This window comes from Amycolatopsis sp. NPDC114484 (assembly GCF_055633755.1).
The window spans coordinates 57508-78609 of the sequence record NZ_JBVKDQ010000021.1 but is presented as its reverse complement, the minus strand read 5'-3'; the positions used below and the strand labels follow the sequence as shown (position 1 = coordinate 78609).

The 21102-nt window shown below is 70.4% G+C and carries 17 protein-coding genes, 1 pseudogene and 1 riboswitch; of the genes and pseudogenes, 2 read left to right on the top strand and 16 right to left on the bottom strand.

Features of this window, described 5'->3' with window-relative positions:
* From ACZ7SW_RS36490 to ACZ7SW_RS36470, 5 genes are all read right to left on the bottom strand, one after another.
* Positions 1-308, bottom strand: a 308-nt coding sequence (locus ACZ7SW_RS36490) for a hypothetical protein (protein ID WP_470234919.1), incomplete at its 3' end; no start/stop codon positions are given.
* Between the two features lie 41 nt (positions 309-349).
* A complete protein-coding gene (locus ACZ7SW_RS36485; RefSeq protein WP_470234918.1) occupies positions 350-1312 on the bottom strand; it encodes a Ppx/GppA phosphatase family protein in 963 nt (320 codons plus the stop codon).
* A gap of 159 nt (positions 1313-1471) precedes the next feature.
* Positions 1472-2512, bottom strand: a complete 1041-nt coding sequence (locus ACZ7SW_RS36480) for an LLM class F420-dependent oxidoreductase (RefSeq protein ID WP_470234917.1) — start codon at positions 2510-2512, stop codon at positions 1472-1474.
* 84 nt (positions 2513-2596) lie between these two features.
* Positions 2597-3802, bottom strand: a complete 1206-nt coding sequence (gene fahA, locus ACZ7SW_RS36475; RefSeq protein WP_470234916.1) for a fumarylacetoacetase — start codon at positions 3800-3802, stop codon at positions 2597-2599.
* The gene (locus ACZ7SW_RS36470) at positions 3799-7113 is read right to left on the bottom strand and encodes a DUF885 domain-containing protein (protein ID WP_470234915.1); all 3315 of its coding nucleotides are present in this window, start codon (positions 7111-7113) and stop codon (positions 3799-3801) included. Before ACZ7SW_RS36470 ends, fahA begins: the two co-directional genes overlap by 4 nt.
* A gap of 1084 nt (positions 7114-8197) precedes the next feature.
* On the opposite strand from ACZ7SW_RS36470, the gene ACZ7SW_RS36465 reads away from it, so the two are divergent.
* Complete coding sequence (locus ACZ7SW_RS36465; protein ID WP_470234969.1) at positions 8198-9208, top strand: AsnC family protein; 1011 nt, start codon at positions 8198-8200, stop codon at positions 9206-9208.
* Positions 9209-9212: 4 nt separating this feature from the next.
* On the opposite strand, the gene ACZ7SW_RS36460 is transcribed toward ACZ7SW_RS36465, so the two are convergent.
* Positions 9213-10139 carry an RluA family pseudouridine synthase gene (locus ACZ7SW_RS36460; protein ID WP_470234914.1) on the bottom strand — a complete coding sequence of 309 codons (927 nt, stop codon included), beginning with the start codon at positions 10137-10139 and terminating at the stop codon, positions 9213-9215.
* Positions 10136-10753, bottom strand: a complete 618-nt coding sequence (lspA, locus tag ACZ7SW_RS36455) for a signal peptidase II (RefSeq protein WP_470234913.1) — start codon at positions 10751-10753, stop codon at positions 10136-10138. Before lspA ends, ACZ7SW_RS36460 begins: the two co-directional genes overlap by 4 nt.
* A gap of 98 nt (positions 10754-10851) precedes the next feature.
* On the opposite strand from lspA, the gene ACZ7SW_RS36450 reads away from it, so the two are divergent.
* On the top strand, positions 10852-11397 hold the full coding sequence (locus tag ACZ7SW_RS36450) for a hypothetical protein (protein WP_470234912.1): 546 nt from the start codon (positions 10852-10854) through the stop codon (positions 11395-11397).
* Here ACZ7SW_RS36450 and ACZ7SW_RS36445 read toward each other — a convergent pair.
* From ACZ7SW_RS36445 to ACZ7SW_RS36405, 9 genes and pseudogenes are all read right to left on the bottom strand, one after another.
* Positions 11394-12323, bottom strand: a complete 930-nt coding sequence (locus ACZ7SW_RS36445) for a hypothetical protein (protein WP_470234911.1) — start codon at positions 12321-12323, stop codon at positions 11394-11396. The genes ACZ7SW_RS36450 and ACZ7SW_RS36445 overlap by 4 nt on opposite strands.
* Positions 12324-12584: 261 nt before the next feature.
* Positions 12585-13904, bottom strand: coding sequence for an aminotransferase class V-fold PLP-dependent enzyme (locus tag ACZ7SW_RS36440; RefSeq protein WP_470234910.1), 1320 nt, complete (start codon positions 13902-13904; stop codon positions 12585-12587).
* A gap of 40 nt (positions 13905-13944) precedes the next feature.
* Positions 13945-14059: riboswitch (SAM riboswitch) on the bottom strand.
* 95 nt (positions 14060-14154) lie between these two features.
* A complete protein-coding gene (locus ACZ7SW_RS36435) occupies positions 14155-15633 on the bottom strand; it encodes a potassium/proton antiporter (RefSeq protein ID WP_470234909.1) in 1479 nt (492 codons plus the stop codon).
* 100 nt (positions 15634-15733) lie between these two features.
* Entirely contained in the window at positions 15734-16429 is a 696-nt protein-coding gene (locus tag ACZ7SW_RS36430; RefSeq protein WP_470234908.1) for an ArsR/SmtB family transcription factor, read from the bottom strand.
* A gap of 48 nt (positions 16430-16477) precedes the next feature.
* Positions 16478-18079, bottom strand: coding sequence for a penicillin-binding transpeptidase domain-containing protein (locus tag ACZ7SW_RS36425; RefSeq protein WP_470234907.1), 1602 nt, complete (start codon positions 18077-18079; stop codon positions 16478-16480).
* Positions 18080-18260: 181 nt separating this feature from the next.
* Positions 18261-18902: a hypothetical protein gene (locus tag ACZ7SW_RS36420; RefSeq protein WP_470234906.1), complete on the bottom strand. Its 642-nt coding sequence runs from the start codon at positions 18900-18902 to the stop codon at positions 18261-18263.
* On the bottom strand, positions 18899-19234 hold the full coding sequence (locus tag ACZ7SW_RS36415; protein ID WP_470234905.1) for a hypothetical protein: 336 nt from the start codon (positions 19232-19234) through the stop codon (positions 18899-18901). Before ACZ7SW_RS36415 ends, ACZ7SW_RS36420 begins: the two co-directional genes overlap by 4 nt.
* A 183-nt stretch (positions 19235-19417) precedes the next feature.
* Positions 19418-20809, bottom strand: coding sequence for an amino acid permease (locus ACZ7SW_RS36410; protein ID WP_470234904.1), 1392 nt, complete (start codon positions 20807-20809; stop codon positions 19418-19420).
* Between the two features lie 49 nt (positions 20810-20858).
* Positions 20859-21044: pseudogene (locus ACZ7SW_RS36405) on the bottom strand (cupin domain-containing protein); the annotation flags it as partial.
* Positions 21045-21102 lie beyond the last annotated feature (58 nt).

Sequence of the window (21102 nt, the reverse complement as noted above, 5' to 3'; positions counted from 1 at the left end):
TATTGCTTCTCCTCCCCTTCCCCCCCCACCATGCATGGGGGTCTGGCCGTCCCGGCCACCTTCTGCTTGTGAGTGTGCACACCGTCAACCCCCCCCCCCACCCCCCACGACGGCGTTTCGTCCGTGCCCGGCACCCGCGGCACGTCGTCCGTCCGGGAGGGGCTCAGATCCGGCCCCGGCGCGGTGGCCACCTCGCCGGGCAGCTCGTCCGAGTCGGGCAGCTCAGTCTTCTTCCGGCGCGCCGGGAACGGCGGCTCGTCTTCGTCCTCGGACCGGTCACGGGGAAGGAATTCGCTGCGCGGGGTCATGGTTCCGGGATACCCGGTTTATCGCCCTCGCACCAGGGAGTTCACGCGGCCGGACGCGATCGCTGCTTACCGGTCGCGTCCGTGAGCTGATCCAACAACGTCAGCAACAGCCCGTCTCGCGTCGACCACGGGCAGATCGACAGCTTCCCGCCCGCGACCGTCAGCAGCGCCTCCGCGACCACCGCGCCGCCCAGCGCCTGCTGGGCCCGCTGCCGCGAAATCCCGGGCAACTGCGCCCGCCGCGCGAACGGCATCGCCGACAGCCTCGGGATCCACGCGCGCACGTCGTCCAGGTGCAGTTCGCGTGCCTTGCCCGGCCGGTCGCCCGCCAGCCGGGCCAGCTGCCGCAGCACCTTGGAGCAGCCGACCACCCGGTGTTCGGCCAGTTCGTCCTTCACGTCGCCCAAGGCGGCGGCGACTTCCTCCAGCACGTGGTCACGCAGCGCACCCACGTGCTTGCTGCGCACCGGCGGTTCCGCGGGGAGCCAGTCGCGCGTGACCGAGCGGGCACCCAGAGGCAGCGACCGCGCGAAGGTGGCCTGTTCGCCGGATCCGGCCGACAGCTCGACTGTGCCGCCGCCGATGTCGAGCGCCAGCAGCGGGCCGCCGGACGCGCCGTACCAGCGGCGCGCGCCGACATAGGTCAGCTCCGCCTCCCGGCGGCCGGAGAGGAACCGCAGTTCGACGCCGGTTTCGCGAGCGACCTCGCGGACCGCTTCGCGGGAGTTGACCGCGTCCCGGATTGACGACGTGGCCAGCGGGAACACGTCCTTGACACCGTGCTCGCGGGCGAACTCCATCCCGCTGGAAACGGCCTTCGCGATCGCCGCGATGCCGCAGGTGCTGAGCCGTCCGTCGTCGTCGAGTTCGCGGTCGAGCCGCAGCCGGGTCTGGTGCGTCAGCGCCGGGTCGATCGGGGATCCGCCGGGTTCGAGCACGACAAGCCGGGCACTGAACGACCCGACGTCCAGCACCGCAGCGGCGGATCCTTCGATTCTGCGCACAGCCCGGCCTACCTCGCTTTCGCCCCGCCCGGATTCCCCGTTGAACCCGTTCTTACTCCCGAATTCGCGTCCCGCGCGGGGAGTTGACGGCATTTCGACGGCGGCATCGACCTGAAGTGCGGTTCTTTCACACTCTCAGTAGTCCGCATCATAGCGGACCTAGCCGAGCAGCTCCTTCAGTTTGGCGACGGCGGCCACTCGCGCCTCGCGTCCGGGCTGCAGCGGGTTGACCGCCAGGGTCGTCGCCCCCGCCTCCTTGAACGCCGCCAGCCGCTCTTTCACATACCCCGCCGGACCCACCAGCGAGGTGGCGCGCAGCAGCTCCGTCGGGACCGCCGCGGCGGCTTCTTCCTTCTTGCCGTCGAGGTAGAGGTCCTGGATCTTCTTGGCCTCGGCCTCGTAGCCGTAGTTGCAGGCGAGCGTGTTGTAGAAGTTCTTGCCGCGCGCGCCCATCCCGCCGATGTACAGCGCGAACACCGGGCGGACCCAGTCGAGCAGGTGATCGACGTCGTCGCCGATCGCCAGCGGCGGCGCGGCGAACACGTCCAGCTCGCCCAGCTCCGGGTCGCGCTTGGCCTTGCCCTCGGCCAGCGAGGCGCCCCAGACGTCGGCGGCCTTCTCCGGGTGGAAGAAGATCGGCTGCCAGCCCTCGGCGACCTCGGCGGCGAGCGCGACGTTCTTCGGCCCGAGCGCGGCGAGCACGACCGGGATCCGCTCGCGCACCGGGTGGTTGATCAGCTTGAGCGGCTTGCCGAGGCCGGTGCCCTGATCGGCGGGCAGCGGGATCGTGTAGTGCTTGCCCTCGTGCACGACGCGCTCGCGCTTCCACACCTGGCGGCAGATCTCGATGATCTCGCGGGTGCGGCCGATCGGCGCGTCGTACTTCACGCCGTGGAAACCCTCGATGACCTGCGGCCCGGACGCGCCGAGGCCGAGGGTGAAGCGGCCGTCGGACACGAAGTCCAGCCCGGCCGCGGTCATCGCGGTGAGGCTCGGGGTGCGGGTGTAGATCTGGAAAATCCCCGACATCAGGCCGACGCGCTCGGTCTTCGCGGCGAGGTAGCCGAGCTGGCTCACCGCGTCGAAGCTGTAGGCCTCGGGGACGAACACGATGTCGAGCCCGACCCGTTCCAGCTCCACGATGTCCGCGACGCTTTCGGCGAACCCGCCCGAGTAGCTGACGCCGGTGCCGATCCTCATCGATCCCTCATTCCCGTGCCGGTCGACTGTGACTAAGCGTTTGCTCATTATGCGGCCGCTCGGGTGACGACGCTACGGCGTGGGTCACACCACAGCGGGCGCCACCGTTCCGCGCACCTCGCCGAAGCCGATCCGGGCACCGCCTGGACCCGGGGCGGAGGCGCTGATGACGACCTCGTCGCCGTCTTCCAGGAACGCGCGTGTCTCGCCGCTGCCGCCGAGCGCGAGCGGTTCGCGACCGCCCCAGCTCAGCTCCAGCAGCGAGCCGCGCTGGTCCTTCGCCGGGCCGGTGACCGTGCCGGACGCGTACAGGTCGCCGGTGCGCAGGCTCGCGCCGTTCACCGTGAGGTGGGCGAGCTGCTGCGCGGCCGTCCAGTACTGCGTGGCGAACGGCGGGCTGGACACGAGGTGACCGTTGATCCGGATCTCCAGCGCCAGATCCAGGTTCCACGGCTCGGCCGCACGCAGGTACTCGAACGGCTCCGGGTCCTGCGCGGGCTGCGGGACCCGGGCGTGCTCCAGCGCGGCGAGCGGGACCAGCCACGGCGACATGGACGTGGCGAACGATTTGCCCAGGAACGGCCCGAGCGGCTGCATTTCCCACCCCTGCAGGTCGCGCGCCGACCAGTCGTTGACCAGGCAGACGCCGAACACGTGCCGCGGGAACTCGTCGATCGGCACCGGAGCGCCCTGTTCGGAGCCCACGCCGACGACGAAACCGACCTCGGCCTCGAAGTCGAGCCGTCGGGAGGTGCCGAACGACGGCTTCTCCGCGCGCTGAGATTTCCATTGCCCGGAGGGGCGGATCACCGGCGTGCCGGACGCGACGACCGTGCCTGCCCGGCCGTGGTAGCCGATCGGCAGGTGCCGCCAGTTCGGCGGCACCAGCTCGTCGCCGCCGCTGAAGATCCGGCTGGCGTTGAGCGCGTGCTGTTCGCTGGAGTAGAAGTCGACGTAGTCCGCGACCTCCACCGGCAGATGGCTCGTGATTTCGGTGCGGGGCACCAGATGCGGCCGGATCCGGTCGGCGTGGCGCGGTTCGGTGAGCCATTCGCGGACCCGCGCCCGCACGTCGGCCCAGGTGTCCGGGCCGGCGGCGAGCAACGGGTTCAGCACGCCCGCGGCGAGCAGGCGGCCGAAGGACTCCCCCTCGGCCGCCGCGCTCAGGTCGAGCACCTGGTCTCCGATCGCGACGCCCGCCCGACGGGCCCGCTCGCCGTGCGAGAAGACGCCGTAGGGCAGGTTGTCGAGGCCGAAGAGGGTGTCCGGCGGAAGATCGAGCCAGGTCACGCGGAAGCCTCCGCGATCCACGCGCCGACCACGGTGTCCAATGCGGACAGCGGGAGGATTCCGTTGCCCAGTACGACGTCGTGGAACGCGCGGATGTCGAACCGGTCCCCGAGCGCCTGTTCGGCCTCGGCGCGGACGCGCTGGATTTCCAGCCGCCCCACCATGTAGCTCAGCGCCTGGCCCGGATTCGCGACGTACCGGTCGATCTCGGCCTCGATCTCCATCTTCGCCATCGGCGTGTGCTCCACCAGGTAGTCGACCGCCTGCTGACGGCTCCAGCCCAGCGCGTGCAGGCCGGTGTCGACCACGAGCCGGCCGGCCCGCATGGAGTCCTGGGCGAGCATGCCGAAGCGGGCGATGTCGTCGGAGTACAGGCCCATCTCGTCGGCGAGGCGCTCCGCGTACAGGCCCCAGCCCTCGATGTAGGCGTTGAACGGCGCGATCCGGCGCAGCAGCGGCAGATCGGTGAGTTCCTGCGCGAAGGTGAGCTGGAAGTGGTGTCCGGGAACGGCTTCGTGGAACGCGATCCCCTCGCTGGTGAAGCGCGGCCGCGAATTCGCCTCGTAGGTGTTCGCGTAGTACGTGCCGGGCCGGGAACCGTCGAACGCCGCCTGCAGGTAGTAGGCGATGGTGCCGCTCGCCGCGTCCGCCTCCGGGACCGGCTCGACCTCGCACTTCGCGTCCGGCACCCGGGAGAACCATTGCGGGGCAACGGCTTCCGCCCGGACGATGGCCGCCCGCGCGCCTTCCAGCAGCTCCTCGCCGTCGCGCCAGCGCAGCTCCGGGTCGTTGCGGAGGCGGTCGAAGATCTCCGCCAGTTCCCCGGTGCCGAACACGCGGGTGCCCAGTTCGCGGTACTCCTCGGCCAGTTTTTCGCCCATGCGCAGACCGGTGTCGTGCAGCTCCTGCGCGGTGCGGTCGGTGGTGGTGTGCGCGCGGATCAGGCCCTGGTACTTCTCCAGCCCGCCCGGCAGGTGGCTGATGCCCGGCTGGCTGTCCGTCTTCGAAACCGGCAGCACAACCTCGGCGAGGAAGTCGCGGTAGCGTCGATACGCGGGCCGCACGACCTCGGCGAGCAGCCGGTCGCGCTCCGCCGCGAAGCCCTCGACCTCGACCGTCGGCGTGACCGCGAACGGGTCGCCCTCCTCGTTCGCGAGGTAGCGCTCGACGTACTCGATCCCGGTGCGCACCAGGAAGTCCGGCGGCGCGAACCCGTCCGCGACGGTCGTCCGCTGGGCCTCGATCACCGCGTCGAGGTAGCCGCCGATCGCCGCGAGCCTGCTGAGGTAGTCGCCCGCCTTGGCCGCGTTGTCCGGGACCAGCGCGGGGAGGATGGTCATGAGGTTCAGCGCGGGCGAGCTGAACCCGTCGCTCACCGCGAACCCGGACAGCCGCGAGTCGATCGTGTCGATCGCGCCGCGGGCGTGCGTGCGCACCACCTCGCGGGTGATGACCTCGGACGCGGTCAGCCCGGCCGGGTCGATCGCGTCGGCGCGCTCGGCGATCGCGGCGTACGCGGCCCGGTGGCGCTCGGCCGCGGCGAGACTCGGGTCGGCGAGCTTGGTGTGGTCGCCGGGAAGACCGAGGACGGTCCGCTCCAGAGGCTCCGCCTCGAAGCTCAGCTCGACCAGTTCGTCGGCCAAGCCGAGGACGGTGTCGCCGTGGCCGGCCACCCATTCGGTGACCACGGCGTCCAGCACCGACAGCGGCAGGGAGCCGCCGGAGAGGACGGTGTCGTGGAACGCCTTGATGTCGAACCGGCTGCCGAGCCGCTGTTCGGCCTGCTTGCGCAGCCGCTCGATTTCCAGCCGCCCCACCATGTACGCGAGCGCCTGGCCCGGGTAACCGAGGTACCGGTCGACCTCGGCCTCGATCTCGACCTGCGCCATCGGTGTGTGCTCCAGCAGGTAGTCGACCGCCTGCTGACGGCTCCAGCCCAGCGCGTGCAGCCCGGTGTCGACTACCAGCCGGCCGGCCCTCATCGACTCCATCGTCAGCATGCCGAGCAGCGACACGTCCTCGGAGTACAGGCCCATCTCGTCGGCGAGGCGCTCGGTGTAGAGGCCCCAGCCCTCGGCGTACGCGGTGAAGTTGCCGATGCGGCGCAGCAACGGCAGGTCGGTGAGGTCGAGCGCGGTGCTGAGCTGGAAGTGGTGGCCCGGGATCGCCTCGTGGAACGCGATGACCTCGGCGGTGTGCCGGAACCGCTCGGTGGCCTGGTAGGTGTTGGCGAAGTAGACGCCCGGCCGGGACCCGTCGGCGGCGGGCGGCATGTAGTACGCCGGGGGCGCGCCGGGCGCGGAGTCCTCCGGCACCGCCTCGACGGTCCACGGGTGCTGCGGGATGTGGCCGAACCAGTTCGGCGCCTCGGCCGCGGCGCGGGAAATCGCCGTGCGGGCGGTGTCGAGGAGGTCTTCGGCGCTCGTCCAGCGGAGCTTCGGGTCGGTGCGCAGCCGCTCGAAGATCTCCGGCAGCTCGCGGGTGCCGAACACGCGCTCGCCGAGGGCCCGGTACTGCTCGACCTGGCCGGCGATCACCGCGAGGCCGGTGTCGTGCAGCTCCTGCGGGGTGCGGTCGCTGGTGGTGTGGGTGCGGGCGAGGCGGGCGTAGATCTCGGCGCCGCCGGGGAGCCAGGAGACGCCTGCCTTGTCGTCCGGGCGGCCGTGCGGGAGGACCTCGGCCTCGAGGAAGTCGCGGTACTCGCGGAAACCGGGCCGGGCGACGTCGCGGAGGATCTGCTCGCGGCGGGCGGCGAAGTCCTCGTCCGGGGCGGGCTGGCGCAGCAGCGGGTCGTTCTCGGGCTCGGCCAGGTAGCGGTCGAGGTGCGCGATCGCGGCCTTGACCAGGCGTTCGATCGGCAGGAGACCAGCGGCGATCCCGTCGCGGTGGCGTTGCGCGACGGCACGGAGGTACGCGGGGATCTCGGCGAGCCGTCCGAGATGTGCCTCCGCGGTTTCCGCGGTGACCGTGATCATCGGCAGCGCGGACAGGAGCCCGGAGGCGGGGCCGACGAACAGGTCGGTGACGGTGAAGTCGACGGCCCGGCTGTCGATCCGGTCGAGGCTTCCGTCGACTGAGCTGAGCAGGACGTCGCGAGTGACGCGATCGGCTTCTCCGAGCCCGGCCGGATCGATCGCCTCCGCGCGCTCCCGGAGAGCGAGGATTTTTTCGCGGAACGCCGCCTCCGCCGCGGCCGACGGATCGCCGAGCCCCGGCGCGTCCGGCCGGATGCCGAGAATGGCGGCGTCGAGCGGTTCATGGTCGAACGACGCCTCGACGAGCTCGTCGGCGAGATCGGAAACGACGGACATCGGCGTGGACCCCCAGGGTAGGCGGAGAAGGTGCGATTCCGACCCTAATCGAGACGGGGGTGCGCACGCCCGTGTCCGGGGCCGTCGGCCTCCGTCCGGCGGCGGGGACGTTCCGGGGCGTGGAACCTGGGGCTCGGTTGGGGCCCGTGTGGCTGGTTCCCTCTCGCCGGGCAGCACCGGCCGGGCGGGACGGGGCGACCGGGCGGGTTGCGGCTGATGGGGGCGCGATTCGCTGGGGTGGAGCGGCACCCGGGTCCGGCTCGGCGGTCCGGGAGACACGGCCCTGGCCCCGGCGCGATTCGCCGTCCGTCGCGGTGGCGCGAGCACGGAGGTGTGGCGGGGTCCGTCTCGGGCAGTCCCGGAGACACGACCCGACCACCCCGCGATTCGCCGACCGTCGCGGTGGCGCGGGCACGGAGGTATGGCCAGGTCCGTCTCGCGCAGTCCCGGAGACACCGCCTGCCCCCTCCGCGACTCGCCGTCCGTCGCGGTGGCGCGGGCACGGAGGTATGGCCAGGTCCGTCTCGCGCAGTCCCGGAGACACGACCCGACCCCTCCGCAGCTCGCCGCCCGCCGCGGTGGCGCGGGGCACGCCGGACGGAGCGGCACGGCCGGGTCCGGCGGGCGAGGCGGTAGCGTTGCCGGAGTGGCCGTGACCGATCCCGCCGACATCCGCCTGCTCGCCGCGCTCGCCGAGCTGGGCAAGGGGGCTGTGCACGAGCTGGCGGCGAAGGTCGGGATGGATCCGCGCGAGGTCGCCTACCGGCTGGTCGCGCTGTCCGGCAGCGGGTTGCCGCTGCTGGTCGGGGTCGAGAGCGACCCCAACGGTCTTCGCGCGGCGATTTCCGGGGCTCCGGCGTCGTGGCAGCGTCCGCAGGCCCCGGGGTATCCGGGCGGGCCCGGATCGGTGCCGTTCCCCGCCGCGGCCGGGCCGGTGCCGCAGGGTTCCCGGATGCCCGGCCCGATGCCGTCCGGACCCGCGTCGGCGCCGGGCTCGATGCCGTCGGGGGCGCCGATGCCGAATGGCCCGGCGTCGTCCGGGATTCCGGCTTCCGGCGGGATGGCCGGGGCACAGCCTCCCGGGATGCCCGGCGGCTCTCCCGGCGCGTCCGGTCCGCACCCGCCCGCGCAGTCCGGGATCCCCGGCCCCGAATCGGCCGGGATGCCGGGGCATTCCGGCCCGCATCCGCCGGGACAGCACGGCCTGCCCGGCCCCGGGACTTCCGGCGCCTACCCGCCGGGGCAAACCGGGATCCCCGCACCAGGGCAGCACGGCCCCGCGATCTCCGGCGCGTATCCGCCGGGGCAATCCGGGATCCCGGCAACAGGATCAAGTTCGCCAGGCCCCGGAATCTCCGGCGCGTATCCGCCCGGACAGACCGGGATCCCCGCACCTGGCCCCGCTGGGATGTCCGGCGCGTACGCCCCGGGAATGGCCGGGATGTCCGGTGCGCACTCCCCGGGACCGGCCGGGATATCGGGCGCGTATCCCCCGGCGCCGAACGGGATGTCCGGCGCGTACTCCCCCGCGCAGACCGGAACGCCGCATCCCTCGAACGTCCACAATGGACAGTCCGGGCCGTACCCGGCCCCGGATCCGGTCGTCAGCACGTGGGGCGTCCCGCAGACCGCGTCCTGGGCCCGCGGCGACGAGCCCCGGCCCGCCGCCGCGCCGGCGAAACAGGGGCGGATCGGCGAGACGATGCCGTCCCAGGGGCTTGAGGGGGAACAGCTTTCCGTGCAGCTGCTGGAAGTCCAGGATCCCGCCGACTTCCTCTTCGGCGCGGCCGGCTACCGGCTCGAGGACGGCGAGCGCGCGGTCGTCGTGCACACCGAGATCACCAACCGCGGGCCGATTCCGTTCGCCTCGCTGCCGGACAATTATCTCGAGCTCGTCACCGACACCGGCGAGACCGTCGCGAAGGCCCCGGTTTCGCTCACGTCCCGGCCGCCGCACAAGATCGGCGTGCAGCCGGGCGAGACGCTCGGCGGGCACACTGTCTACGTCCTGCCCACCGCGACGCGGGTGGTCTCGGTGCGCTGGAGCCCGCGGCCCGAACCGGACGAGCGCACCTTGACCTGGGCCGTCGACTAGCCGGTTAGTTCCCGTCCCGCAAGATCTCCAGCGCACGGGCCAGATCGTCCGGGTACTCCGCCTCGAACTCGACCCACCGGCCGTCCGCCGGATGCGCGAAACCCAGCGTCCGCGCGTGCAGCCACTGGCGGGTCAGGCCGAGTTTCCGGGCCAGCACCGGGTCCGCTCCGTAGGTCAGGTCCCCGGCGCACGGGTGCCGGAGCGCGGAGAAGTGCACGCGGATCTGGTGGGTGCGCCCGGTTTCCAGCTTCACGTGCGCCAGCGAAGCCGCCCGGAACGCCTCGACCACCTCGTAGTGCGTGACGCTCGGCCGTCCGCCCGCGACGACCGCGAACTTGTAGTCGTGCCGCGGATGGCGGTCGATCGGGGCGTCGATGGTGCCGCGCGTCGGGTCGGGGTGGCCCTGCACGACGGCGTGGTAGCCCTTGTCGACGGTCCGTTCCTTGAACGCCCGCTTCAGCACGGTGTACGCGTGCTCGCTCTTGGCCACCACCATCACCCCGGTGGTGCCCGCGTCGAGCCGGTGCACGACGCCCTGCCGTTCGGCCGCGCCGGACGTCGAGACGCGCAGCCCGGCCGCGGCGAGCCCGCCGACGACCGTCGGGCCGGTCCAGCCAGGGCTCGGGTGCACGGCGACGCCGATCGGTTTCGAAATCACCACGATGTCGTCGTCATCGTGCAGGATCTTCATGCCGTCGACCGGCTCCGCGACGATTTCCGCCGGACGCTCCGGTTCCGGCAACGTCACCTCGAGCAGCCCGCCCGCGGACAGCCGGTCGGATTTGCCCGCCGGACGGCCGTCGAGGAGCACGTCGCCCGCCGCCGCGAGGTCGGCGACCGCGGTGCGGGAGAGGCCGAGCAGTTTGGCCAGCCCGGCGTCGACGCGCATTCCGTCGAGCCCGTCGGGGACGGGCAGCATGCGCGCGCTCACGCGGTTTCCTTCTTCTTGCCTCGGGTGGTGGTGCCGTCGTAGTCCTTGCCGAGCAGGGACAGCAGCACGATCAGCGCGCCGCCGACGCAGATCGCGGAGTCGGCGATGTTGAAGATCGCGAAGCCCTGCCCGTTGGGCGCGAACGCGGAGATGAAGTCCACGACGTGCCCGCGCAGCGGTCCGGGCTCGCGGAAGAACCGGTCGGTCAGGTTGCCGAGCGCGCCGGCGAGCACGAGCCCGAGGCCGATCGCCCAGCCGACCGAGCGCAGCCTGCGCGAGATCCACACGATCGCGATCACGACGCCGATCGCGACCAGCGCGAGCACCCAGGTCATGCCGGTCGCCATCGAGAACGCGGCGCCCGGGTTGCGGATCACCTGCAGGTAGATCAGCCCGCCGAGGATCGGCTTCGGTTCCTTGCCCTCGAGATTGGCGACCACGAGGTTCTTGGTGATCAGGTCGATCGCCCACAGCAGCGCCGCGACCGCGAACACCACCCAGACCCGCCGCTTGGGCAGCGGGGCTTCCGCCGGGCTCTCCTCAGCGACCCCCTGCTCAGGCGGTTCCGCAGACGGCTCGACCTCGGATTCGGACGGCGAAGGATCGGTGCTCACACCCCCATTGTCCACAACCGCGCCCGACCAGGTCACAGCGGCAGCCCCCGGCCCGAATTCATTCGCCCCGCGCGCCCCCTCCCGCCATCCTCGTACCCATGCCCGCCGAGATCCCCACCCCCGCGGTAGCCGCCGCCTGGATCGCCCTGGACCTGTCCCCCACCGACGACCTCCCCCTGTTCGCGGCCCACTGGCTAACCAACGGCGAAGACGGCGAACACCTGCGTCGCCTGGCGGGCCTCTCCCGGACCGAACCGCGAGAAATCCACGACGTGCAGCAGTCCGCCCTGGCCGACTGCCACACTCCCATCCCCACCAAGTCCGACGCCGCCCCCGTCGCCTTCGCCCACCTGGCCCGAATGCTCCTCAACGGCCACCTCACCGAACGCGGCCTGCTGAACGCCCTGCACGCGATCATCGTCCGCACCGATTACGCGGAAAGCGCCACCGCCTCGCCACTCGCCCAGGTCTGGCTGCTGGACGAAGAGTGGGACGGCGGCTGGGGACGCACAGAAAAACAAATCAAAGAGGCAATCCGCTCGGCCTGCGAAGCTCAACTAGCCCCACCCAGCCCGACAGAAAGCGCGGGATGGCGCGTTCCCGCACGCGGCAGCGGCGCTGACGCCACTACCCAGGCACCCTAATCTTCCGAATCGCCGTCCTCATCGTCGAGTTTGAAGTGTTCTGTCAATCGGTCGATGGTGAATTTGTTGCTGAGACGGCAGGCGCTGTGCTGATTGGCGAACATGCCGCTCTGCCAAAAACCTTCTGTTCGGTCGCGAGTAGCCACCCACTCGACTGGCACGACGTACTCCGCCGTGTCGTCGGTCTCGCCCGTACGTCGGTACGTTCCGTCGAGTTGACAGTCGGCGAGTCTGCGCGGACCGTCGTCGAGAACGACTTCAGCTTCACTGAACGTGACCGCAGGACCGGCGACAACCCCTACTCCGACGTATCCGGTCTTAGGAATATTTACGAAAATCCGAGCACCAGGCCGGTCCCCGAGAGCGATTAGGGAACGCGAGTACCACACCCCGCCTCCGGCAGAGACGAAACCGTAACGGCGGGCATCGTCCCAGTTCCGGCTGCCTTTTTCCTCCCCGAAGGACACATACCAATCGTTGCCGTTCCACTCCGCCCGGCTCGCTGCCCGACGAGACGACGCTGGCCGTGCCGGGGTCGCGCTGTCGTCAACCAGCCAGGTGCGAGCAAGGTACTCATGTCCGCCGTCGCGGTAGTACCGGAAGAAGACGACGTTGATCGGCACCCCGTAGCCGGTATTGAGGTACGTGACAATGCGCTCGGTCGCGGCGTCCGCCTCGGCTGCGACTACGGACAAGCGGTGGGCGGTGTTCAGCTCCTCCGGCGGGTTGGTGCCGAACCTCTCCGCGAACGCTTCCTCGAATGCCTTTTCGGTCTTGTAGCTGGCATACAACCGCAGTACATCGTCGTGTGTCAGCTCGGCGACCCACGAGCCGTAGTCGAGCACTTGAGCGACAACTTCGCGCGGCGTGCGGTCACGCTTCAACTCCAGAACGTGCAACGCGCCGTCTCCGTCGACTGCGAGCAAGTCGACAATTTTGCCGAAGCTAGTCGGCACCTGGCGGCCGATCAGCAACAATCGGGGACCCAGGAGTCTGGATCAACTTCGATCAATTGCTCGAGCTGAGACTCCAGCGGGGCCCCACTGGATCGCAGCCGCACCGGCTGCCCGTCTTCGATCCGCCACAGTCCGATCTCGGTAGGCATGCATCCCCTCGCCTGATTCCGTGCTGACCCTCCAAGGCCATCTTGCCGGAAACATCAGACAGTTCGGAGCATGATCACACCATCAAGCGCAAAACCCCGGCAACTCCCGCGTGTCCCCCACCGGCCCCCACCGCCCGTCCACCTTCGTGTACTCCCACCGAGCCCCCCGGGCCACGATCTGCCGCAACGCCAGCACCAACCGGTCCACGTGTTCCTCGGTACTCCCCAACCCAAGGCTCACCCGAACCGCCTGCTGGCCCTCGCCCCCGGCCTCGCGGATCAGCCGCCGAGCAGCCACATGGGCGCAGAACGCCCCGTCCCGCACCCCGATCCCGTACTCAGCCGACAGCACCGCCGCCAACCACCCGGGCTCAAACCCGTCGACCACAAAACTCACCGTGCCGACGCGATCCACCGGCGCGTCGAAAAACCGCAGATCAGCACACCCGGGCAACCCAGCGAGCCCCTTACGCAACCGCTCCAGCAACGCAGCCTCATGCGCCCCCACGGCATCCCACTGCGCCGCCAGCTGCTCGCAAGCCACCCCGAGCGCATACACCCCAACGGTATTAGGCGACCCGGCCTCGTGCCGCTCCTCGCCGCTGTTCCACACCACGGCTTCCTCAGTCACCAGCTTCGTAGCGCCGCCACCGGCGAGATACGGCTCAGCAGCCCGCAACCAGTCGCTGCGCCCGATCAACGCCCCAGCCCCGAACGGCGCGTACAACTTGTGCCCGGACAACGCCACGTAGTCGACGTCCAACTCTCGCAACGAAATCCGCCGATGCGGCGCGAGCTGGGCAGCGTCCAACGCCACCCGAGCCCCATGTTTCCGCGCCACCGCGGCAATCTCCGCCACCGGCAACAACTCACCGGTCACGTTCGACGCCCCGGCGACAACCACCAACCGAGGCCCCTGCGGGCATTCCGCCAGTGCTTCGTCCACAACGGACACTGCGGCGAGCCGAGTCCGCGGCAACTGCACCCGACGAACGTTCGGCCCCCGCCAAGGCAGCAGCGCGGCATGGTGCTCGCTGTCGAAAACCACGACAGAAGTCTTACGCGGCAACGCCTTCGCCAGCAGGTTGAACGCATCGGTCGTGTTGCGAGTGAAGATCACCGAGTCGCCGCTGCGAGCGTCCACGAACCGGCGCAGCACACCCCGCGTCCGCTCGTACAACCGCGTGGAAACCTGCGAGGCGAACCCAGCACCACGATGCACACTGGCGTACCACGGAAGAAACTCGTCCACCGCCGAACGCACCGCGTCCAGGCACGGCGCGCTGGCCGCGTGATCGAGGTTGGCGTAACCGATGTCGCCGCCGGTCACCAGCGGCACGCGCAGCGCCGCACCAGCAACAGTGGGAACAGTTTCCGTGGACCGGTCGAGTGCGAGAGTCATGACGGTGCCTCCTCGGCGTTCCGGGGGACCCCCGGCGAGGGGCCCGCGCTTGCCCGTCGCGCTGCGCGACCGGCCTGGTCCTCACCCGGGGCACCCCACCGCGGTAGGAGGGTTGCCGGCCAGCAAGCCGGGGCTTCGCGCTGGCACTCATGACCTGAAACCGACGATAGCGGACAACCGGAGAAAGAAACCAGACCCGTCCCGGGATCTGAGACGGCGGTCACACGAGTGTCCACAAAGGACAGAAGGGTCAGGCCCCGGATTCCCCGTGCCAGCGGGCGAGGCGACCAGCCCGGTCGACCGCCCGGATGCGCCGTTCGGTCGCGTCCCGGTCGGCGGCCGTCGTGACCACCAGAAGCTGGTCTTCGACCTGCAACCGGCTGGTTTTCTGCGGGGTGAAAGCAGTACCCCCGCGGACCACGAGACTGACCGTCGCCCCGGCGGGCAACCGCAGCTCCGACAGGTACACGCCGTGCAGCTTCGACCCCTTCTGGATGCGCACCTGCAGCAGTTCGGCGCCGAGTTCGTCGAGCGGCGCGGCGTCGACTTCGATCTCGTGCGCCTGCGTCGCCTTCGCCAGCCCGAGGATCCGCGCTAGCGGGCTGAGCGTCGCGCCCTGCAGCACGGTGAGCACGATGACGAGCACGAACACCGCGTCCACGAGCCGTTGCGCGCCGGGCACGCCCTCGGACAGCGGGATCATCGCGAGCACGATCGGCACCGCGCCCCGGAGCCCCGCCCAGGACAGGAACGCCTGATCCCGCCAGGGCAATCGGAACGGCAGCAGCGACAAAACCACCGACAGCGGCCGGGCGAGCAAGAGCACCACCGCACCCGCGACGAGGCCGGGGATGAGCGTTTCGAGCAGCCGGGTCGGTGACGCGAACAGGCCGAGCAGCACGAACAGCCCGATCTGCGCGAGCCAGCCGAGCCCCTCGGCGAACGACAGGGTGTCCGACCGGTGCGGCAGCTTGGAATTCCCCAGCACCAGGCCGGCGACGTAAGTGGCCAGCAGGCCGGACGCGTGCGCCAGCTGCCCCGAGGAGTACGCGAGCACGCACACCGCGACCGTGGCGAGCGGGTACAGACCGGTCGCCGGGAGCGCGGCCCGGCGCAGCGCCTGCGCGCCCAGCCAGCCGAAGGCGAGGCCGAGCACGAGACCGGTGAGCAGTTCGTAGACCACCAGCAGCGGCAGCGACCAGTCGACCGCCTCGCCGGACGCGAGCACGACGACCGCGATGTAGGCGGGCGCGTCGTTGATGCCGGACTCCAGCTCCAGCGCGCCGACGAGCCGTTTGCCGACCCCGGCCGTGCGCAGCACGGAGAACACCGCCGCGGCGTCGGTGGACGCGAGGACCGCGCCCCACAGCAGGGCGAGCCGCCAGTCGAGGCCGAGCAGCCAGTGCAGGGCCGCGCCGGTGACCGCGATGCTGATCACCACGGCCACTGTGGACAGCAGGATTCCGGGCCCCAGCGAGGGTTTCACCGCGGACCAGCGGGTGGTGAGCCCGCCCTCGGTGAGGATCAGGACGAGCGCGGCGAGCCCGAGGGACTGGGTGAGCGCCGGATTGTCGAAGCGGATGCCGAACCCGGCCTCGCCGAGCACGACGCCGATCCCGAGATACAGCAGCAGCGACGGGAATCCGAGCCGGATGGACACCCGCACCGCGACGACCGAGACGACCAGGACCAGCGCGCCGACGCCCAGCACCATGGGAAGCTCGTCCACTCCTCCGCCTCCCTCCCGGTCGCCCGCAGGCGTCCAGAATAGTGAGGCAGTGTCCGGTTCCCGAGCGCGCACCACCGGTGCGGGGGACCACCCAGGTGTGTTACGACGCCTCGGCGGCACTCGCCGTCGCGAGATCGACACCCAGCGCGGCGAACGGACCCCTCGCACCAGGCAGCACCCGGACCGCGCGCTGCTGGTCCCGCGTCAGCCATCCCGCCTCGACCGCCCGCTCCAGCACCGCCGCCGGGACCGCGCCGGCGAGGTGCTCCCGCCGCTCTGTCCAATCCAGACAGTCGCGCAGCAACGGCCGCCGCGGCCGGTCCGGGACCGCCACGCCGAGATCGGCCAGCACCTCGCGTCCGGTGTCGGTGAGCGCGAGCCCGTCCGACACGTCGATCAGCCCCCGCTCGACCATCCCGTCCCGCAAAGCGACCCCGAGCGTCCCGGCGAGATGGTCGTAACAACTGCGCGCGAACGACAATCGCTGTACCCGCAACGAAGTCCGCAGCCCGGACGGCCGTTTCAGTTCGGCGTGCTGCGCCAGATGCTCGATCAGCTCCGCGACCCGCGGATTCGCGAGCCGCACGTACGCGTGCCGCCCCTGCTTCACCCGGGCCACGAACCCAGCGCCGGCCAATCGCGTCACGTGCTCGCTGGCTGTCGAGACCGCGATCCGCGCCGCGGCGGCCAGTTCGCCGACAGTCCAGGCGCGGCCGTCCAGCAGCGCGAGACACATGGTCGCCCGGCTCGGATCGGCGAGCACGGCGGCGACCTCGGCCAAGGCGACGGTTTCCATGCCTCCACGGTAGAGCGGGGATACTTCGGCCGCGGCCGAACCGAAGCGCTACAGCGCGTCGAGGAACTTGGCGCCCAGCGAGACGGCTGGTTTGGAGTCGTTGGCCCCCTCCAGGAACACCGCGAACGCCAGGTCGCCGCGGTAGCCGACGAACCAGCCGTGCGCCTCCGCGCCGTCGCCGAACTGCGCGGTGCCGGTCTTGCCGAACACCGAGCCGGAGTGCGCCAGACCGGTCGCCGTGCCGCCGGTGACGACCTCGCGCATCATCCCGCGCAGCGCCGACAGCACCGGCGACGGCGGCGGGTTGTAGCCGGTGTTGACCTTGGTGCCGTCCGCCCACAGCCGCGGCACGACCGCGCGCCCGGACGCCGCGGTCGCCGCCATCACCGCCGCTCCCATCGGGCTGACCTGTACCTTTCCCTGCCCGATCCCGTCCTCGACCTGCTCGTCCGCACTCGCCGCCGGGTCGACGCGGCCCAGCTCGGTGGACGCGCCGCCGATCCCGAAGTCGGCGTTGAGGCCGAACTGCGTGGCCGCCTTCGCGAGCCCGTCGGCGGGCAGCTGCGACGCGAGCCGGGCGAACGTGGTGTTGCAGGACTTCGCGAACGCCTTGTGCACGGTGGTCGTGCCGAGGTCGAAACCCTCGTTGGAGAGCGTGCGGGTGCCGATCCGGTCGGTCAGCGGGCACGGAACCGAGGAATCCGGCGTGACCAGCCCGGCTTCCAGCGCCGCGGTCGCGGTGACGATCTTGAACGTCGAACCCGGCGCGTACTGGCCGCTGAACGCCGACGCCGCGTTGGTGACGTTGCTGTTCTGCGCCACGGCGAGCACATCGCCGGAAGACGGCTGGATCGCGACGAGGACCGCCTTGCCGCGATATCCGTCGACCGCTGCCTGAGCTGCGTTCTGGGTCGCGACGCTGAGCCCGGTGGTCGCCGGTTTGTGGTCGCCCTCGGGGTTTCCGAACAGCGTCTCCAGGTTCTTGCCCGACGCGTCCACGCGCTCGACCGCGAAGGCTTGGGACGCCTGCCCGTGCCCGGTGAGCGCCGAGCGGAGCAGCGGGAACGCCTTGTCGTCAGCCAGTTTCAGCCCGCCGCCGCCGGAGACGACGAGCGGTTTGCCGTCGCGGTCGACCACGGCCGGAATGTCCGAGGACGCGATCGCCAGCCGCTGCCCGGCTTCCAGCTTGGGGTGCAGCACCGTCGGCGCCCAGTGGACCCGCCATTTGCCCTGCGCCTGGACGAGACCGAGGGAGCCGGAGTACGTCCAGGTGCGGCCGGAACCGAGGTTCCAGGTGACGGTGTAGGCCGCGGTGGCTTTGTCGCCCTGCGGCGCGCCGACGTCGCCGAGCTTGGCGGCCAGCTGCGTGGGCCGAAGCGTCGCCCACGCGTCCTGAAGCGCGGAGGAGGCATCCGTCGGAGCGTCGGTCGCCTTGCTGGCGGTGTCGGCGTCCTTCGTGGCGAAGGCAAGCAGGTACCCGCGGGCCGCCGAGGACGGGTCGTTGGGCTCCGCTGCGGTTGACGCCGGCTCCGAACCTGGCGAGGCGGCCGTCGATTCCCCTCCGCGGAGCAGCACGACCGCGGCCACCACGATCGCGACCACGGCCAGCGCGCCTCCGATCAGCACGCCCTTCTTCCCGGCAGGACTCACCGTCGCATCCCCTCACCCCACGCGGTCCGCCCGCGTCCCTGGCCCAGCTTGCCCATCGCGGAACGGAACCGGGTGTTACCTCGGGGAACGGGACAGATTCGTGATCAATGCCGCGTTGTATAGGTCGTTATACAGTCAGCTCGGGCGAGTTCAGCGCCACGCCCTCGCAGCAGGGCCGAGGTCAGCCAGCATCTTTACGGCTGAGCCCGGGAGAATCCGCGCCAGACGGAGCCGAATCCTGACGCAACTGTTCGAACTCCAGCCGAGCCGCCCTCGTGTACAAATGCTCCTCGCCAAAAGTCTCCGCCAGGTATCCGATTACGCGCTCGAACTCGGGGATCACGACAGCCTCGCTCCCCGATTGCCGTAAATCGGACAAAATCAGGTGGACCCTCTCCCGTATTCTCATGCAGAGGACAGCCTGCCCGTCCGGCGAGGACGGGGTGAATTTCTCGATATCGCCCGAATTTCGTCCTTGGCGTTCGACTTCGTCACGTTGCGCCCGCTCGATAGCCCGGCCCTCTACGAAGAAGAGGTCGAGAAGCTGCTGTACCACCGCGCTCTTCTGACGAGCGTCTTTGTCGATCCGCACTGGCGCGCTATCCGGCTCAGGACTGCGGGCGCCAGGTATGTCCTCCACGGTTTCGGAACGGCACGTCCCTGTTCCGCGCGCACCGCCTGGAAGCTCGAGAATGTCTCCCGCGGCCATTCCCGCGACAGCCACCACGACAGCGGGAGAGGTCCGGCCGAGATTCTTGTCCGTGACGAGGCGCAGTTCGGCCGCAGCTATCTCCTCTTCGGTAACGTGGTGGAGTCGGCTCATGAGTACTCGCCTCCTTCCACCTCGTGGATCAGTCTATCGAGCGCGTGGTGGTGGAACACGTCGAGCAACTGATTGTCGTCGTGCGTGGCCAGGTCGGATCTCCCCAGTTTGGCCAGCAGTTTGAGACCGGCCACCCGCTTCCGGGCCGAGTCGTCCAGCGCGAGTTCCGCCGCCCAGGCGAAGCGCCGCCACCACTCCTCGCGGCGCGCTGCTTCTTCACGCTGCTTCGTGGCCCGGTCGTTCGCGCGCACGCCCATTCGCGCACCGACGAAAGCCCCCGCGACGGTGAGCAGCCCAAGGGCAATCGTCACCGCCAGCTGCGACCCTGACATCGCCCTCCCTCGACCTGGGGCCTGCCTGGGTGCCGAGCCTACCGAGGTCGCGGGCACCTGCTTCATGACTCAGAGTTCGTTCCGGCCAGAGGAACGGGGCGTCTGCGTGGCGCGGAGGGGCACCCTGGAGAAAGCCTTGGCGAACTGAATTCCCAGGCGCGCTACGCACCCGGACATAGGGCGTTATACACCCTGGTCGACCTTCCCCCGGGCGCGTTGCCACCAGAGCCCGGCCACGACCAGCACCGCGACCAGGATGCCCGAGCTGATCAGCTGGATCCGGGCGTCGGGGTCGCCGGTCATCACCACCAGGATCGCCACCATCGCGGCGAGGGTGGCCCAGGTCAGGTACGGGAAGCCCCACATCCGCACAGTGAGGCTGTCCGGTGCGGTGCGTTCCAGTTCCCGGCGCACTCGCAACTGGGTGCAGGCCACGAGGATCCACACGATCAGCAGCACGGACCCGACCGCGTTCAGCAGGTACTGGAAGACGGTGTCCGGCCAGAGCGCGTTGAGCGCCACGGCGACAAAGCCGAACAACACCGAAGCCGCGACGGCGAAGACCGGCACGCCGTTTCGGTCCACTTTGGTCAGTGCGCGGGGCGCGTGGCCGCGCTGCGCCAGCGAATACACCATCCGCGCCGCGCCGTACATGTTGGTGTTCAGCGTGGACAGCAAGGCGAACAGCACGACCACGTTCATGATCTGCCCGGTCGCCGGAATCCCGATCCGTTCGAGCACCGCGGCGAACGGGCTCTGTCCCGGCTGCACGCTCGTCCACGGCAGGAGCGACACGATGACCAGCATGGAACCGATGTAGAACACCGAAATCCGCACGACCGCGTTGCGGACCGCCCTGCCGACGGCGTGCGCGGGGTCGTCGGACTCCGCGGCCGCGATGGTCACCACTTCCAGGCCGCCGAAGGTGAAGACGACCGCGAGCAGTCCGGTGCCGACGCCCTGCCATCCGTGGGGCAGCAGGCCGCCGTGGCCGAGGAGGTTGTCCGTGCCGACGAAGGAAGTGCCCGGCAGAACGCCGAGAAACGCGAGCACCCCGAGGACCAGGAAGGCCACGACCGCCACGACCTTGATCAGCGCCAGCCAGAACTCGAGCTCGCCGAACCGGGACACCGCGGTGAAGTTGACCGCGGTCAGCACCGCCATGAAGATCAGGACCAGCGCCCACTGCGGAATGCCGGGAAGCCAGCCGTTGACGATGATGGCGGCGGCGGTGGCCTCGACGGCGAGCACGACGACGAGCGCGGCCCAGTACAGCCAGCCGATGGCGAAACCGGCCCACGACCCGAACGCGCGCTCGGCGTGCACGGAGAACGACCCGCTGGCCGGGATCGCGGCGGCCATTTCGGCCATCATGCGCATGACCAGCATCGCCAGCGTGCCCGCGAACACGAAGGACAGCACGATGCCGGGCCCGGCGAGCTTGATACCGACGCCGGAGCTGACGAACAGTCCCGAACCGATCACGCCGCCCATCGCGAGCATGGCGAGGTGCCGCTGGCGCAAGCCGGCGGCCAGCCCCTCGGCGGCCGGTTCGGCGGCGGCTTCTGAAGTCATGGGAAATCCCTAGCAGACGCTTCCCGGGACGTCGCAGCTCGGTCGTCCGTCAGGCGGAAGGCCTGCTGAGCCGGTAGCGGGCTTTGAGATGGAAGCGTTCGCCCTGCGGACCGAGGATGCTGAGGAATTCCGCCGCGTGCTCGTCGGCGTTCCCGAACCAATGCGGCAGATGCGTGTCGAATTCGGCGGATTCCCCGGCGTTCAGCACGAAATCCTGGTCGCCGAGGAGCATCCGCGGCGGCGCAGCTCGCGCAGCCTGGGCCCGACCGCGGCCAGCACGGCGTCGAACTCTT